12 protein-coding genes are annotated in these 14,304 nt (G+C 48.8%); 5 read left to right on the forward strand and 7 right to left on the reverse strand.

The window, feature by feature from the left end; all coding sequences use genetic code 11:
* Window positions 1–268: 268 nt before the first annotated feature.
* The 7 genes from ACTJKB_RS18230 to ACTJKB_RS18260 form a co-directional block, all read right to left on the reverse strand.
* The gene (locus ACTJKB_RS18230; RefSeq protein ID WP_440836006.1) at window positions 269–742 is read right to left on the reverse strand and encodes an SRPBCC family protein; all 474 of its coding nucleotides are present in this window, start codon (window positions 740–742) and stop codon (window positions 269–271) included.
* A gap of 155 nt (window positions 743–897) precedes the next feature.
* Window positions 898–1,488 carry a nitroreductase family protein gene (locus ACTJKB_RS18235; protein ID WP_440835830.1) on the reverse strand — a complete coding sequence of 197 codons (591 nt, stop codon included), beginning with the start codon at window positions 1,486–1,488 and terminating at the stop codon, window positions 898–900.
* Window positions 1,489–1,515: 27 nt separating this feature from the next.
* Window positions 1,516–3,486 (reverse strand): ABC transporter substrate-binding protein, encoded by a 1,971-nt coding sequence (locus ACTJKB_RS18240; RefSeq protein WP_440835831.1) that lies wholly within the window; start codon window positions 3,484–3,486, stop codon window positions 1,516–1,518.
* A 162-nt stretch (window positions 3,487–3,648) separates the two neighbouring features.
* Entirely contained in the window at window positions 3,649–4,563 is a 915-nt protein-coding gene (locus ACTJKB_RS18245; RefSeq protein WP_440835832.1) for a DUF5692 family protein, read from the reverse strand.
* A 291-nt stretch (window positions 4,564–4,854) separates the two neighbouring features.
* A complete protein-coding gene (locus ACTJKB_RS18250; RefSeq protein WP_440835833.1) occupies window positions 4,855–6,114 on the reverse strand; it encodes an FAD-dependent oxidoreductase in 1,260 nt (419 codons plus the stop codon).
* A 6-nt stretch (window positions 6,115–6,120) separates the two neighbouring features.
* A complete protein-coding gene (locus ACTJKB_RS18255) occupies window positions 6,121–7,158 on the reverse strand; it encodes a helix-turn-helix domain-containing protein (protein ID WP_440835834.1) in 1,038 nt (345 codons plus the stop codon).
* 200 nt (window positions 7,159–7,358) lie between these two features.
* The gene (locus ACTJKB_RS18260; protein ID WP_019908812.1) at window positions 7,359–7,583 is read right to left on the reverse strand and encodes a helix-turn-helix domain-containing protein; all 225 of its coding nucleotides are present in this window, start codon (window positions 7,581–7,583) and stop codon (window positions 7,359–7,361) included.
* A 74-nt stretch (window positions 7,584–7,657) separates the two neighbouring features.
* Here ACTJKB_RS18260 and ACTJKB_RS18265 point away from each other — a divergent pair, with 74 nt between their 5' ends.
* From ACTJKB_RS18265 to ACTJKB_RS18285, 5 genes are all read left to right on the forward strand, one after another.
* Window positions 7,658–7,813, forward strand: a complete 156-nt coding sequence (locus tag ACTJKB_RS18265; RefSeq protein WP_440835835.1) for a hypothetical protein — start codon at window positions 7,658–7,660, stop codon at window positions 7,811–7,813.
* 95 nt (window positions 7,814–7,908) lie between these two features.
* On the forward strand, window positions 7,909–8,883 hold the full coding sequence (locus ACTJKB_RS18270) for a LacI family DNA-binding transcriptional regulator (RefSeq protein WP_440835836.1): 975 nt from the start codon (window positions 7,909–7,911) through the stop codon (window positions 8,881–8,883).
* Between the two features lie 476 nt (window positions 8,884–9,359).
* Complete coding sequence (efeO, locus tag ACTJKB_RS18275) at window positions 9,360–10,256, forward strand: iron uptake system protein EfeO (protein ID WP_440835837.1); 897 nt, start codon at window positions 9,360–9,362, stop codon at window positions 10,254–10,256.
* 5 nt (window positions 10,257–10,261) lie between these two features.
* Window positions 10,262–11,599: an iron uptake transporter deferrochelatase/peroxidase subunit gene (gene efeB / locus ACTJKB_RS18280; protein ID WP_440835838.1), complete on the forward strand. Its 1,338-nt coding sequence runs from the start codon at window positions 10,262–10,264 to the stop codon at window positions 11,597–11,599.
* Between the two features lie 138 nt (window positions 11,600–11,737).
* Complete coding sequence (locus ACTJKB_RS18285; protein ID WP_440835839.1) at window positions 11,738–13,711, forward strand: FTR1 family iron permease; 1,974 nt, start codon at window positions 11,738–11,740, stop codon at window positions 13,709–13,711.
* The last annotated feature ends 593 nt before the right edge of the window (window positions 13,712–14,304 follow it).

The following is a 14,304-nucleotide window of genomic DNA, read 5'->3' on the forward strand; positions in this document are numbered from 1 at the left end:
TCAGTATCTATAAATATACTTTCCTTAGAAATTACACTAATTATCAAACTCGCATAGTTAAAATACCTCTCAATTTTTTTGTAATTAAAATTCTGAGCTACTGCTAATAATGTTTTTCCCTCATTGTTTTTCCTTCATTTGAATCACTTTCCTTATGAACTGCCAATTTGTAATAACTTTCTGGTATTCACGACGCTAAAGGAGCGGAGCGACTGGCTGCTACGCGGTTGGGTTGTGCGAGTGTGTCCGGCTGAATACTTCCTTGCTACTATCTTCCGGATCTCTCTTCTGCAATTATCTTTAGTTGATTATTTCTATGTTCTAAAAATCTCTTCATATAGTTTTTTAATATTATTCTTTCGATGATCCATCCCACAATTCCTAACGGGGCTGTAAATATTAATGTATCTGTCATTATGGTCTTCCCGTTATATTCTTCAAATTTATGTTCATGCCTTAAACTTTTAAATGCTCCTTGCATCATTTCGTCTACAAAATAATACGGTTTCTTGAATGCGGTAATTCGCGATGTTAACTTCTGTCTAATCAAAAAATGAGAAGCCTGAAAGGTTACGATTTCCCCTTCGTTTATCTTCCCGGTTATTGTGCCTGCTACTGCTTTTTCCTTGGTATGTTTCCAAACGGTTTGGGTATGTAATTCGATATCTCTGGCTAAGTCAAAACAATGAGATATGGGAGCATCTATAATAATTTCAGTCTTTACAGTAACCATACAGAACACCTCGCTCAATGAACATGATTTAATAAAGGCCTTCTTCTCACGCTCATATGCGTATAATGTTCAGTATAGCAACTATTCTAAATACTGGGAATAAAAATGGAGCCTTCAAGGTTGTTCAACCTCAAAGGCTCCAATATTTTTGGAATCATCTATTACTATTGCTGCTGCTTATCTCCGTCTACGGATGAGATACAGGTCAGCAGTTCTCGTGCGGGTGTACGAGGACGGGGCTTAGGAATCTTATCCTGATCGAAATAACCAAGATGAAGCGTGCCGATGATTCTCTCGCCTGGTTTCACGCCTGTCAGTCTGCAGAAATCTGGATCGAAATTATATTCATTCGTCTTCCACACTACGCCAATTCCCTGCTCCCATGCCAGCAGTTGTATGTTCTGAATAAGGGCTGAGCCTGCCCCCACAGCGTCTTCCCATTCCCGTTGTCTGGGATCGGCTTCAATAACAACAAGCAGATGGGCTTGAATACGCTCGCAATAATCGTTCTGCAGCTTCTCTTCCCAGCGCTCCCGCTCGTCCTTGGAGAACGTATACAGGACCGCATCAGCAAATTGCTTCCTTCCCTCTTCCATAAATAAGATGAATCGCCACGGCTCCTTACGTGAATGTACCGGTGCCCACACGGCTGCTTCCAACAAATTTACGATCGTTTCTTTTGCCAGCAGTTTTTCATTGAACTGACGAATGGTTCTTCTTTCACGAATTAGCATCTCTATTGCGGATATTACCATATCGGTTGATCCTCCCGTCACATTCCTTTATTGAGTGAGCCAATGCACCGCTTCATCGATAATTTTACTTTGTCCGATCGGACCGCCTGGGCCTTGGAACCACAAGCCGTAGTCAACCATATAGACATGGTTGTTTTTAACAGCCTTCAGGCCTTTCCACACTGCAGTTTTCTCCAACTCGCTTGTTTCTTCCGGGTCTGATGACAGGAGGAAAATATGGTCCGGATTAATAGACGGCAAAGACTCCATCGAGATAATCTGCATCGATTCAGCCGGATCAGGTATAGAAGAAGGCGGAGTAAGGGCGAGATCATCATAAAGAACCTCATAATTCCGTTTACTGTAATACCGCACTTCTTTATCGGATAACCGCAGAAACATCACTGTCTCATCTCCGATAGCTTGTTTGATCTTCTCACGGGCATCTGTAGCCTTTTTCTCATATTCTTCAATAACCTGCTTGGCTTGTTCCGTTCTGCCTAACATTTCCCCCATTTTTAGCAAGCTCGTTTTCATACGAATAACGCCTTGCTCATCCTTCACCTTCTCTGCCAGCAAGGTGGGAGCAATTTTACTGAGACTCCCGTAGGCATCACCCATGAAGTCCTGGCCAATAATAAGATCCGGATCTGTCGCTAATATACTTTCAAAATTCGGATCCACCTGCCAACCCAAATTCATTTTCCCTTCCAATTGATCTGACAGATAGGTAGGAAACTGATCGCTGCCTTCTTCATTACTCGATGCAGCCTGGGGTACAATGCCGAGAGCAAGTAAATAGTCCGTAGCGGCCGGGAACAGTGAAATAATGTGCTTGGGCTCACCCTTAATGACAGTTTCTCCCCATGCATGCTTAATCACCCGCTCCTGTAATGCAGGCTGTTCCGTAGATTGTGCAACAGCAGTCGGTTGCGCACTGCCGTTCTGTCCACTCCCGCTTGCTGGCGAAGTATTCTGAGGGGAGGAGCAGGCAGCTAATAATAGTGTAAGGCTGAGTATCAGTAGCATCGTAACGGATTGTCTCGATTTCATGAGCGTGCGTAAGTCTCCTTCTCGCTTATATTGATAATGATTATCATCATCAGTAGGATTATAAGCGCGAAGTTTATGTCTGACAATGGACAATTCTGACCTTCCTATAGTAATATCCTGACTCACAGGCAGACTGATGCACACCTGTTTGAAACGGCCTGGCGATACCCCTACCTGCTTTTTGAATAAGCGATTGAAATAAATAACATCCGGGATACCTATACCTTCGGCAATTTCCTGGAGGGATGCGTCCGTACGCAACAACAGCTCCTTGGCTTTGTCCATTCGAATCCGGGTTAAATATGTGATTAGACTGCTTCCAGTCTCTTTCTTGAAGATTCTCGACAGATGCCCTGCGCTGCAGTCCAGAAGTTCCGCCAATGGATCGACCATAATCGGCAGTGCATAGTTTTCATGAAGATAACGAACAGCCTGGGCGACCAGATTGGGCTTGGCAGTTTGAATATCCTGCATATTTAGCTGTCTCATCAATTCGTTAATAAATTGGTAGAATAGCGTTTTCACCTGAAATTTCGCAAACTCATCCGTCAGCCTCCAATATTGGTCTATTTTTTGGACTTTGTCGTATAAGTCGGCGGGATAGCTTGGAACAAAAGCATATTGGACATGAAATGGAGCATGTTGCTTTAATAGCGCTTGAATCTCGCGGCTGCCAGACAAAGACAGATTAGCCCGATACAATATTATGTAATATTCAAAGTGATTATCTGTGAGGGTAATATCCAAACATACTCCCTTACCTCCATGCAAGACTTGCATCTTATCAACTGCGTACGTGGTGCCGTCCAGCGTAACCGCAGCACTTCCCCGTATCGTATATAAAAACCCGCTGACTGGCAATCGATAGGCATTGACTTGTTCGCCGGCGCGCAACACCCTATGCCGTACATCCCATATTTTGATCGAGGCCAGATTCCAAAGCTTAATATGCTCTTCTATGTGCATCGCTTCACCTTCCATAAAACTTTATGCATGCTAAAACCAGCAAGACTAGCTTACTTTTTTACTAACACCCATTCTATCGATAATCATTCTCAACCACAACAAAAAAAGATGTTCCGGCCAAGGCTGGCCCGGAACATCTTATAATGCAGGGATGTATTTCCTTTAATTCATGTCTGCGATGGCTTTGTAAGCCGCCAAATCTGTGTATACCTCCACTTTAAGCGGATTACGTTTATGTTTGAATATTTTATAGCAGTGATAAACAATGACAGCTACGTTAGCAGCCAAAGACAACGCACTCACAACCCATAACGCTGTTTCACTGTGTGAGGATTGTACAGAAAACTTTGACTCCCCGACAAAGGTCGGGAACGACATCGTAAACATCATCCAAATCGCCAAAGTCTGTGCACGATGCTGTAACCAGGCACCTTTTTTGAAGAAGAACGCCGGGATGGTGCATGAGATCAGCAGTGCAGCACCTGCATAGAAGGAATGGTCAGAGACCGCATTATATACATAAGCAAAATTCCAGAGGTCATACGCGATAATCCAGAACCAGAGCTGATCGGGCCACAGCATATCTTTGCTCTTGTCTTTACTGATCACAATGCCCATCCAGCCGGAAATCGTAATAATGTTCAAAATACCTGCGATCCCGTTCATAATATTCCATGGACCACCCACCATCATCACTCCGTCAACCATGCCGTCCAAACTGTATACCTGGAAATCACGGATGACCGCTTCCAGAATATTCACAGCCAGAATAATGGCCGGAAACATCAATATGTATTTATTACTGCTCCAGCCCTTCACAAATCGGATCGCCATGAAGCCTAAACAGCCTGCCAGCGCAGAGTATACTTTTACCCAATGAAACCACGTTCCCACACTTGAACCTTTACCTGCCGTATCCGGCCAGACCGCGAGGGTCAGAACAATCGGAACGGCTAAAAACAATAATAGCGAAACCCATTTGCTCTTGCGGGCAATTTCATTGACGAGCATTAATCCGCCAAGTACCCCAAACCACATCAGAGCAGAGTACCAGGGAATAGATTCGAATAGAAACATGACTTACTCCTCCTTATATTATGTATTCAATGTGTGTCTTAGCTCAAGAATAAACAAAGCGTCCGGTTCCATCAAACTTTACAAAACGTTGTTAAATCAACGTTTTATAACTCTCCTTTCATGTTACGTTTACACTGCGGATCTGCCCCGGATTACCCAAGACTCTGACACTGGCTGACGATTTTAATAGATTCTATATCTTTAGAACTACATGTTGTAAACCTATCCCCAAAGTAAAAAAACCTTGCCCACAAAGTGCTTTGTGAGCAAGGCCAGTGTTTAGTATTATAGTTAAAAAAAACGGTCGACCAGGTATTTCGAATATACGATACAGTTCTCAAGAGTGGGGAAGTTCATGATTTCTCCGGCATAATAAATTTGGTCTCTCCCCTGCATCAGGTCAAGCTGCTCATAAAAACCTTCGCGGAGCGCAGCAGATTCCACATGGGGAAAATGCTCCCATCTTTTCATCATATAGAAACGGATGTTTGTTCCGCCAAGATCCCTAAGCTTAGTCTCTACAGCTTCACGCATCTCTAGATCGGTCATGTCTTCATTCTCAACTACATAAATAGTGATCAAATCCGTAGTTCCCATATCTGCCCACCGGTAATACCAGGCCATCATCTGCCCCTTAGACTCAGGGTACATATTGCCGGGAATGTAACCTGAAAGTTCAGGAATTCCTTCGACTCTATAAGCGTAAACACGAAACCGTTCATAGGTAATATGCTCCAATACCCTTTGGTCTGCCGCAGGTAAATCAACGATTTCACTAATATGCTGCAAGGAAGCCGTATAAATAACTCTGTCAAAATAAAGAGCAGACTGATTGGTTTCCACCCGCACCTTGCCGTTTGGTTCGTAGTCCATATGGATCACTTCACAAGTCAGACGCAGGTCCTCTACCTGGTCTGCTATGCGTCTTATGAGCTCAGTAACCCCTTTAGGCCAGGTGATCATATGCGTAACTTCAATAAAGGAGAGCAGATTATCGAAGCTTAGAAATTTCAGAACATACGCCGCAGGCACATCATAAATACTGCCAAAGCCAAAGGTACTGAAGTAATGCATATAGACCTGCTTAATGACAAATAACTCATTCTCATCGCACCATAAGGAAAAGGGCTGGCACAGGTCCTCCGGCAAATGGAGAAGGCCCGGTTCATTTAACTGCTCGTAGCGTTTGGAAATCTCCGGTAAACGTTTGAACTCCTGCGTAAAAGCCTGTACCTGATCTAGAGGAATTTGCGAGGTCTGCCTTCCGTTAATATTGAAAAACCCCCGCTCCAATAAAGGCCCCTCGTCCATCAGGTCAAATTCCATCATCAGTTTCTTCGTATGGGCATAGGAGGGAAGTCCGAACAGCGCCCCCATTTCATACGTTTTCCCTTTATACTCAATGGAAAAGCACTTTCCTCCAACACGGTCTGATTTCTCAAGGATGGTAATATGGGTATAGCCCTTTTTAGCCAAATGATAGGCAGCAGAAACCCCGGAAATCCCTGCACCGATAATACAAATTTTGTCTTCGCGCTTCATGTTGTCCATCTTCCGTTATCTCCTTGTAAATAACCATAGTGGCAAGGTCTCCTGCTGTCCCGTACATTCAAGTGCTGCATCCGATGGTATTTTGCCTTTATTAGGACCGTCTGTGATCTTTCTTTTGAAGTTATAATAATTTAAGTACGCTTGTAAGCGGTTTTCCAGCATTTCAAAGGAATTGATCGTAGGATCTCCCCAGGCCTGCTGGTAAAATTCCTCCGTCAACACTGCAACAAATTGCTGCAAAGGCTGAAATATCTCTGCATTTTTCGCAGTGACAGCTACTTGATTAATATTGTTTTTATGTAAAAAGTCACTATATTTATGTTTGCCTCTATCCCAGTTCGTTGTGAATTCGCGACTTTTGTGCGTCACCAGATTGTCAATCTCAAAATGTAGCGACTTCATTAAGGGGATAACCTTCAGATGCATGAAATCAATGAAGTGCATAGTAGCTTTACGGTTATAGAGCTTAACTAATCCTATCGTTGAGTAGACATCATAAATCACATATTGATATACTTTCCCGATTTGCGGGAACTCCCCCATATAATAAATACTCTGCTGGCAGATATAGCCGGGGTGGGCATGGTTCGGATCCTTCATCTTATAGTCCAAAAGGTCTTCTCTTACCTTGCTCTTTGGAACTTTAGCAGCTGTGTCACTCTGCCATTTCTTCTCCTTGATTTCTTTGGCATAGGCCTCCCGCTGCACCCTTTTGCTAAGACCGTGCCGGCGCAAAACATTGTATATCCCGGATTCCCCTACCTTCTCCCCCTCGTCCTGCAATTCATAATAGATACGCTTCGGACCATCTGCAGGAAACTTGGCAACATACTGTAAAATCAGTCTTTCCGTGCGCTTGTCTACTTTATTTGGCATTACCGGTTTTTTTTCTTTCTCCGTAAGACCATCCATACCCTGTTTTTTGTAAGCACTTTGCCACTTATAATAAATGGTCCGGGAAATGCCGAACTCTTTGCAGGTTTTACTCACATTTTTGCTGGTGGTTCCTTGCATGAGGATCGTATATTTAGTTTTCGCATTCAATGTGTACACCCCCAGTCTTTATATTATACATATCCGGCCTTTTGAGCAGCTTTATTTCTTATACTTAAGCGGTCAATATATTCAGAACCCTGCTTAGAAAGGCTCAGCCATATCCTTGCAAAACTATTCACAACAAAAAACCTCCCCTCACCCCTAAAGGTAAAAGAAGGCGTAAACGCGTCGCTTCTGTAGCACGGCAGCTATATCTTCAGCTCCCCAAGCTTGATCAGCTCGACAACCGCTTGCGAACGGCCTTTGACGTTTAGTTTTTGCATGACGTTGGAGATGTGGTTGCGGACTGTCTTTTCACTGATGAATAACAATCCGGCAATATCCCGTGTGGTTTTGTCCTGCACAAGAAGCTCGAATACTTCGCGCTCACGATGCGTCAAGAGAAATTTGCTGTGATGTTCGTTCCCTTTCAATGGTGTCACCCCTCCTTGCCCTGGGTTTGTTTGGTATAACAAGGTAAAGGGATACAGTCAAAATCATTTTATGTATGGGGGGTGATAATGGTGCGGTCACAACTATAAATGGGCGGCTGCGCCTGCTTGTCCATCAGAAAGCCCAGCCGTTACATATACCGGTCCGTCACGCCCTTGCGGTCACGCCGGTTTCTCCGGTAATGCTGCTGCAGCTTCAGTATATTTTATGAAATGGATTCCATAGCAAGCTTTATATTTGGAGGGCTGAAAGCGAACAATATGCTAATATAGAAGAACTATATCTCTTGTCCCAGGAGGCAGTCTGATGGCCAATATCAAAGAAATTGCCCGCATTGCCGGGGTCTCTGTAACGACTGTATCACGTGTGCTGAACAATCATCCTTATGTAAGCAAAGACAAAAGAACAGCCGTGCTGAAAACCATAGAGCAGCTGAATTATACACGCAATATGAACGCCGTTCATCTGATCACGGGCCGCACAGGAGCGGTTGCGGTTATTCTGCCGATGATCAATTCTTTCTATTTCTCGGTGGTGATGGACGGGCTGGCGCAAGCAGCGCTAGTGGCGCAATATCGTCTGATTCTGTGCCAGACCAACTATGTCCCCGAAGAGGAGCTTAAAGTGCTGGATATGCTGAGGAACAAAGAAATTGACGGAGTAGTCATTGTCTCGACCGCATTGAAGCCTGAGACGATTGAGCCATACTGTGCGTACGGACCGATTGTAACCTGCCAGAATAGCGGGGAACGCCCGTACTCTTCCGTATATATTGAGCATTATGCCGCATTCCGCCACGGGCTGGATTATCTGCACAGCAAGGGACATCGCAAAATCGGTTATTGTGAAGGCCGGGAGAACGGCAGCAGTGCCTCTATCCGCCAGAGTGCTTTTCAGGATTTTCTTGCGGAAAAAGGGCTTCCCTTTGACCCGGAGTGGATGATCTTCGACTGTGTGCGGGAAGAGGACGGTGCGGTGGTGGCCCGGCGGCTGCTGGATACGGAATGCCGGCCTGATGCAATGATTATTTCCGGCGATCATGTGGCTGCAGGCCTGATTATTGAAGCCCGCAAACACGGCTTCCGTATTCCGGAGGAGCTCGCGGTAATGGGGTTCGACAACCAGCCGATTGGACGGCTGCTTGAGATCACAACGATTGACAACCAGCTCTATGAGATGGGTTCAGCGGCCTTCGGAATTGTCCATAAGCATATTCACGGCAGCAGCCTGCCGGTGACACGCAAGCTGGAATATCGGATTATTGAGCGGTCTACGGTGTAAGGCCGAGGTGCCCACAGGCTTCAGATAACGATGCGGCTATAACTTATAAGATGGCTGTACATCGTATACTTATTATAGTAAATGTGTCACAGCGGATAAGATCAGTTTGTTCTTTGGGTGCCGTACGGTGGCTATGACTGCATCATCTGTAACAGATTAGCTTCAGAAAAGGGGAATTCGGATTCTGCTGCACTTTCAACATGCACAAACTGCAATGAGTTTCCCAGACTTCAGCTACTTATCACCCCCTTCTTCTACACAACATCCTACTCCCCTGTCACGTTCTCCTTACTTCTGCCTGACATCCCCTTGCACTTATCCAGCTACTCCTCATGCGCGCGTGATAATTCGCATCGTGACAACACAATGACATAAATCACATTTTTATATTGACAGCCCCTGTGCAGGCACTTATGATAAATCCAGTACTAGTGATAACGATTATCATTTGCATACATAAAAAAGGGGTGTTTTGAGTGAAGTATAGTTATGCGCTTCCCGCCGGCCTGATTGCGGCCTCCATTCTGTTCGCCGGCTGTGGGGACAATGGTAACAATAATAAAGGGAACAACTCCAATAATGAGGCAGCGGCCACGGCTGCTGCAACGAATGCTCCAGCAGCCACTGCCGAAACTTCTGCTGCCGCTCCCGACTTCACCTCTGCCATTGAGCAATACCGTGCGTATGTCATTGAACAGAGCGATGCTTTTGTGAAGAAGACTGAAGGTTTTACCGATGCTGTCAAAGCCGGAAAGCTGGATGAAGCCAAAGCGCTGTACGCTCCAGCCCGCATGTATTACGAACGGATCGAGCCGATTGCTGAGGCGCTTGGAGATCTGGACCCGAATATCGATGCCCGTGAAAATGATGTAGATCCGGCTGAATGGCGCGGGTTCCACAAGATTGAACAAGCACTCTGGCAGAATAAGACCACAAACGGAATGGCCGAGGTGGCAAATCAGCTGCTGAAGGATGCCCAGCTGCTGCGCGCCAAGGTCGAAACGGTGGATATTGACGAAAGCCTGCTTGTTACAGGAGCGGTCGAGCTGCTGAACGAGGTGTCCTCCTCCAAGGTAACCGGTGAAGAGGAACGTTACTCCCATACGGACTTATATGATTTTGTAGCCAACGTGGAAGGTGCGCAGAAAATTTACGAGCTGCTGAAGCCTGAGCTGGCCAAGAAAGATCCGGCACTGGAAAAAATGATCGGTGACAAGTTCACCGCTCTGCTGGCCGAACTGGCTCCTTTTAAGTCCGGGGACGGATACGTTTCCTATGAAACTCTTAAAGAAGATGAAGTACGTAAATTAAGCCAGAATCTTGATGCTTTGGCGGAACCCCTCTCCAATATGGGGACCATTCTAGGAGTGTGACCGGCATGAAAAAGAAAGTAAACAACCTGCACGATAACGGGCAGGCAGACATAGAAGAGGTTAAGAACGGAAGCAAGAGTGGACAAATTTTTGATAAAAAACTAAGCCGCCGCGAGATGCTGCGGCTTACCGGAGCCTCCGGCCTTGGGCTATTGCTGGGCGGCGGCGGGGTCAGCGGCATATTGGCGGCCAGTGGTGCCGTTCATCCGGCCGCTCCTGCACCGCAAGCCTCCAGTGAGGATATCATCCCGTTCTACGGCAGCCATCAGGCCGGAATTCTGACTCCTGCGCAAAATTTCCTCTGCTTCGCTTCATTTGATCTGACGACTTCCAGCATCGCTGATGTCAAAAAGCTGCTACAGTCCTGGACCACGGCTGCGGCTACCTTGACCTCAGGAACCCTGATCGGCAACGCCAATGAAAATCCAAACCTGCCTCCATCCGATACAGGAGAAGCCGACGGACTCACACCGTCCAAATGTACGATTACTTTTGGGGTGGGCCCTTCATTGTTTGACGGACGTTACGGACTTGCTTCAAAACGTCCGTCTACGTTCGCAGATCTTCCAGCCTTTGCGGGAGACAGTCTGGATCCGCAGTGGTGTGGTGGCGATCTCTGCGTGCAGGCCTGCGCGGACGATCTGCAGGTGGCGTTCCATGCCATCCGCAACCTGGCCCGCATCGCCAGAGGAACCGCTGTACTCCGCTGGACACAGGAAGGCTTCCAGCGCACTGGCGGTGCCGACCCCAAAGGCGGCACTCCGCGCAATCTGCTTGGCTTCAAGGATGGCACGGGCAACCCCGATGTGACTGATGCGGCCGAAATGCGTGAGGTAGTCTGGTGCGGCGGCGAAAGCCCCGCCTGGATGAACGGCGGCACTTACATGGCCGTGCGCCGCGTGCGGCTGCGCATTGAAGTATGGGACCGATCCTCGCTAAGTGATCAAGAGGCCACCTTCGGACGCCACCGTAAAAGCGGCGCACCTATCGGAGCCACCGATGAATTCGCCAAGCTGAACCTCGATGCGGCCGATCCCGCCGGGAAACCGGTTATCCCGCCCGATTCCCACTCGGCGCTGGCCCATGGGGACGGCACTGTCAAAATGCTGCGCCGCTCCTATTCTTTTTCCAGCGGCATGGATCTTACCACCGGGCAGCTGGATGCGGGTCTGCTGTTCATCAGTTTCCAGAAGGATCTGGTGAAGCAGTTCGTGAGCATTCAGAAACGCCTCGCCAAAAATGACCGTCTGAACGAATACATGGTACATACCGGCAGCGCGGTGTTTGCCTGCCTGCCGGGCGTGCGCGAAGGTGGCTACCTCGGGGAAGCCCTGCTGGGCTGAGTACACCAAGTGGAAACGGCTTCGCCGTCCTTTTAAGAGACGGAATCCGTTTCAGCCAGAAATAGAAGGATGATTTTTAGCGTGAAACATATAAATCCTTCTATTTGAACAAAAAAAGATAAACGGGGGTCAATCGCAGTGAAGGATAAGGCATGTACAACCATAGAAGAGCACAAGCCCGACTTCCGGCTTACCCGGTTAAAATGGAAAGGGGTTATCCCGATGCTGTTGTTGGTACAGAAACTGGTGCAAAAAGTCCCGGGCAGATGGCTGCCGAAACCACGTCAGCGTCTGACTGTACCGGAATCGCACAGGAAGACGCAGCGCCGTGGACTGCAGGCAGCCGTGTTGCTCGGCTGCCTGTGCCTGCTGCTGCTCAGCAGTCCAGCAGCCACAGCCGCGGCGGCGGGTACGCCGCTGGACGAGCTGCTGCCGCCAGTCGGCAGCGCGCTCGTCGAGGCCGGCCAGAGCCGCTGGGACGCGGCCGCCGCCGATGTAGACACGTTCGCTGCGCTGTGGCGCACCGCGAACGCCGGCACGCCGGACCCGGCACTCGCCGGTCCGGCTTCCGCTGTGGACGCCGCGCTCGCAGACGCGGCGGCAGCCCTTGCGGCGGGCGGCGGAACGCCCGCCAAAGCTGCGCTGTCCACGCTAGCCAGAAGCGTGGATGCGTATGTGAGCGCCGCCTCCGGCACGGGCGGCGCGGACTCCGGCGCCGCCGGCCGTGAAGCGGCGGCGAAGCTGCTGCCCGCAGCGGAGCGCGTGCGGGACGCGGCGCGCAGCGGTGATTGGGCTGCGGCCAAGGAAGCGTACCGCGCCGTGGTGAGCGGCTGGACGCCGGCGGAGCGCGGCATCCGCGCCGATAATCCAGCCGTCTACGGCATGCTGGAGACGAAGATGAGTCTGCTGCGTATCTCGCTGCAGGCAGAGCCGCTGCGCGAAGAAGCCGCGCTGACCGAAGCGGAAGCGCTGTATACGCTGCTAGCCGATTACCATGAAGGCAAAGCGGTCGATACCGGGGACGCCTCCGCGGAGCCGGCATCGGTTGAAGCCCTTATCGGCTACCTGAAGCAGGCCTCCGCCGCAGCAACCGCGGGTAACAGCGCAGAAGCAGCCGGCATCATGGAGCAGTTCATCACGGCCTGGCCTTCAGCCGAAGGCAAGGTTCAGATTGCATCGCCCAAGGTCTACGCGAATATTGAAAATGAGAGCGCAGCGGTCACTGGCGATCTTCTTTCCAATCCGCCCAAGCTCGATCAGGCGCTTGCAGCCATGGACAATATGCTCTCTGAGCTGACGCCGCTGGCCGGAGAAACAAGCTATACAGCCTGGGATGCTGCGCTGATTCTGCTGCGCGAAGGTCTGGAGGCCATTCTAGTGTTCGCCGCTCTCCTCTCGTACCTCAAAAGGGAAGGTACTCCCGGTACCCGGCGCTGGATCTGGTCCGGGGCTGCAGCCGGACTTACCGGCAGCATCCTGCTCGCTGTCATCTTAAGTATGACCATCTCCAAAGCGGCTTCCGGCGGAGCGCGCGAGATGATTGAGGGCATTACCGGGCTGTTTGCCGTGGTGATGATGCTTACGATCGGCCGCTGGCTGCACGGCAAGTCCAATACTGCAGCCTGGAACAATTATGTAGGCAATCAGGTAGACGGCGCACTGGCCCGGGGCAATCTATGGTCCTTGTTCCTGGTAGCAGCTTTGGCCATTTTGCGTGAAGGTGCGGAAACCACCATCTTCTATGTGGGAATGGCACCTTCTATTGCTGCTTCACAGCTGCTGCTCGGGATTGGGGGTGCGCTGGCCGTGCTGATCGTCCTGGGATATGCCATTATCGCCTTAAGTGCAAAATTGCCGATCGCCGCCTTCTTCCGCATAGCCACGGTGCTGATCTACTATTTGGTATTCCGCTTCCTCGGCGAGAGCATTCATGCCCTTCAGGTAGCAGGCAGTCTTCCTGCACATGCGGAGAACGGATTGCCTTCCATCGGCTGGCTCGGTTTGTTCCCGACTTGGGAAACCCTGGTGCCACAACTGTTGATGCTGATCTTCATTCTCTGGGAGCTGCTGCGCAGCAGAGGCGCAGCCGGCAAGTCACAGACAGCGGAATAGCGGCTAATTGCGGAACTGCCTTGAATAACAACGCATTTCTTAATTATGAGCCTTCTCAAGTTCACGTTCTACAGTGTGATTTTTCAGAATCCTATCTGCTCTACAACCGCCTTCATGGAGTCAGCTTCGCGGACTACAAATCCGCTATTGCGCTCTATGGAGGTTTTTTTACTGTATTGGCGATCGGACAGCGCTTACGGAATTTATGAATAGAGGGGCTTGCAGTTCAACACTTCAGATCGTTTCGGTTGGCGATTGCCTTACTTAGTTTCCAGGTAACTTAGGTGGAATTTCTCCACTTCGTGCTGTTCAGTAATCTCCCCAAAGGTGTTTAGTGGGAAAAAATCCACTTTTTTACTTCAAAATCACTGAATGGCGTGGAAAGGGAGGTAATTAAGTCTACTTTATCCACCTAATTAATAAAAAATCGGTGAAATCTACAGATTAGTTTCCTTTTTTCCACTATACTCCATCGTTTATTATTTGTAAGCGCTTACTCACCCTGCGCCCACTACCGGAGAGCGAAGAGCGGAGATACCCCCTGGGAACACTACTATAACCTCTTTTTAGTAACTACTCAGTAACTACTCAGT

Source organism: Paenibacillus sp. 22594, assembly GCF_052044425.1.
GTDB lineage: Bacteria > Bacillota > Bacilli > Paenibacillales > Paenibacillaceae > Paenibacillus_AQ.

What these genes read in the sequence shown, in the direction of transcription:
- ACTJKB_RS18245 (WP_440835832.1), bottom strand. Translation starts at nt 4,563, where the DNA reads ATGTTTCTATTCGAATCTATTCCCTGGTACTCTGCTCTGATGTGGTTT.
- ACTJKB_RS18270 (WP_440835836.1), top strand. Translation starts at nt 7,909, where the DNA reads ATGGCCAATATCAAAGAAATTGCCCGCATTGCCGGGGTCTCTGTAACG.
- ACTJKB_RS18240 (WP_440835831.1), bottom strand. Translation starts at nt 3,486, where the DNA reads ATGCACATAGAAGAGCATATTAAGCTTTGGAATCTGGCCTCGATCAAA.
- ACTJKB_RS18250 (WP_440835833.1), bottom strand. Translation starts at nt 6,114, where the DNA reads ATGGACAACATGAAGCGCGAAGACAAAATTTGTATTATCGGTGCAGGG.
- ACTJKB_RS18235 (WP_440835830.1), bottom strand. Translation starts at nt 1,488, where the DNA reads ATGGTAATATCCGCAATAGAGATGCTAATTCGTGAAAGAAGAACCATT.
- efeB (WP_440835838.1), top strand. Translation starts at nt 10,262, where the DNA reads ATGAAAAAGAAAGTAAACAACCTGCACGATAACGGGCAGGCAGACATA.
- ACTJKB_RS18265 (WP_440835835.1), top strand. Translation starts at nt 7,658, where the DNA reads ATGGGGGGTGATAATGGTGCGGTCACAACTATAAATGGGCGGCTGCGC.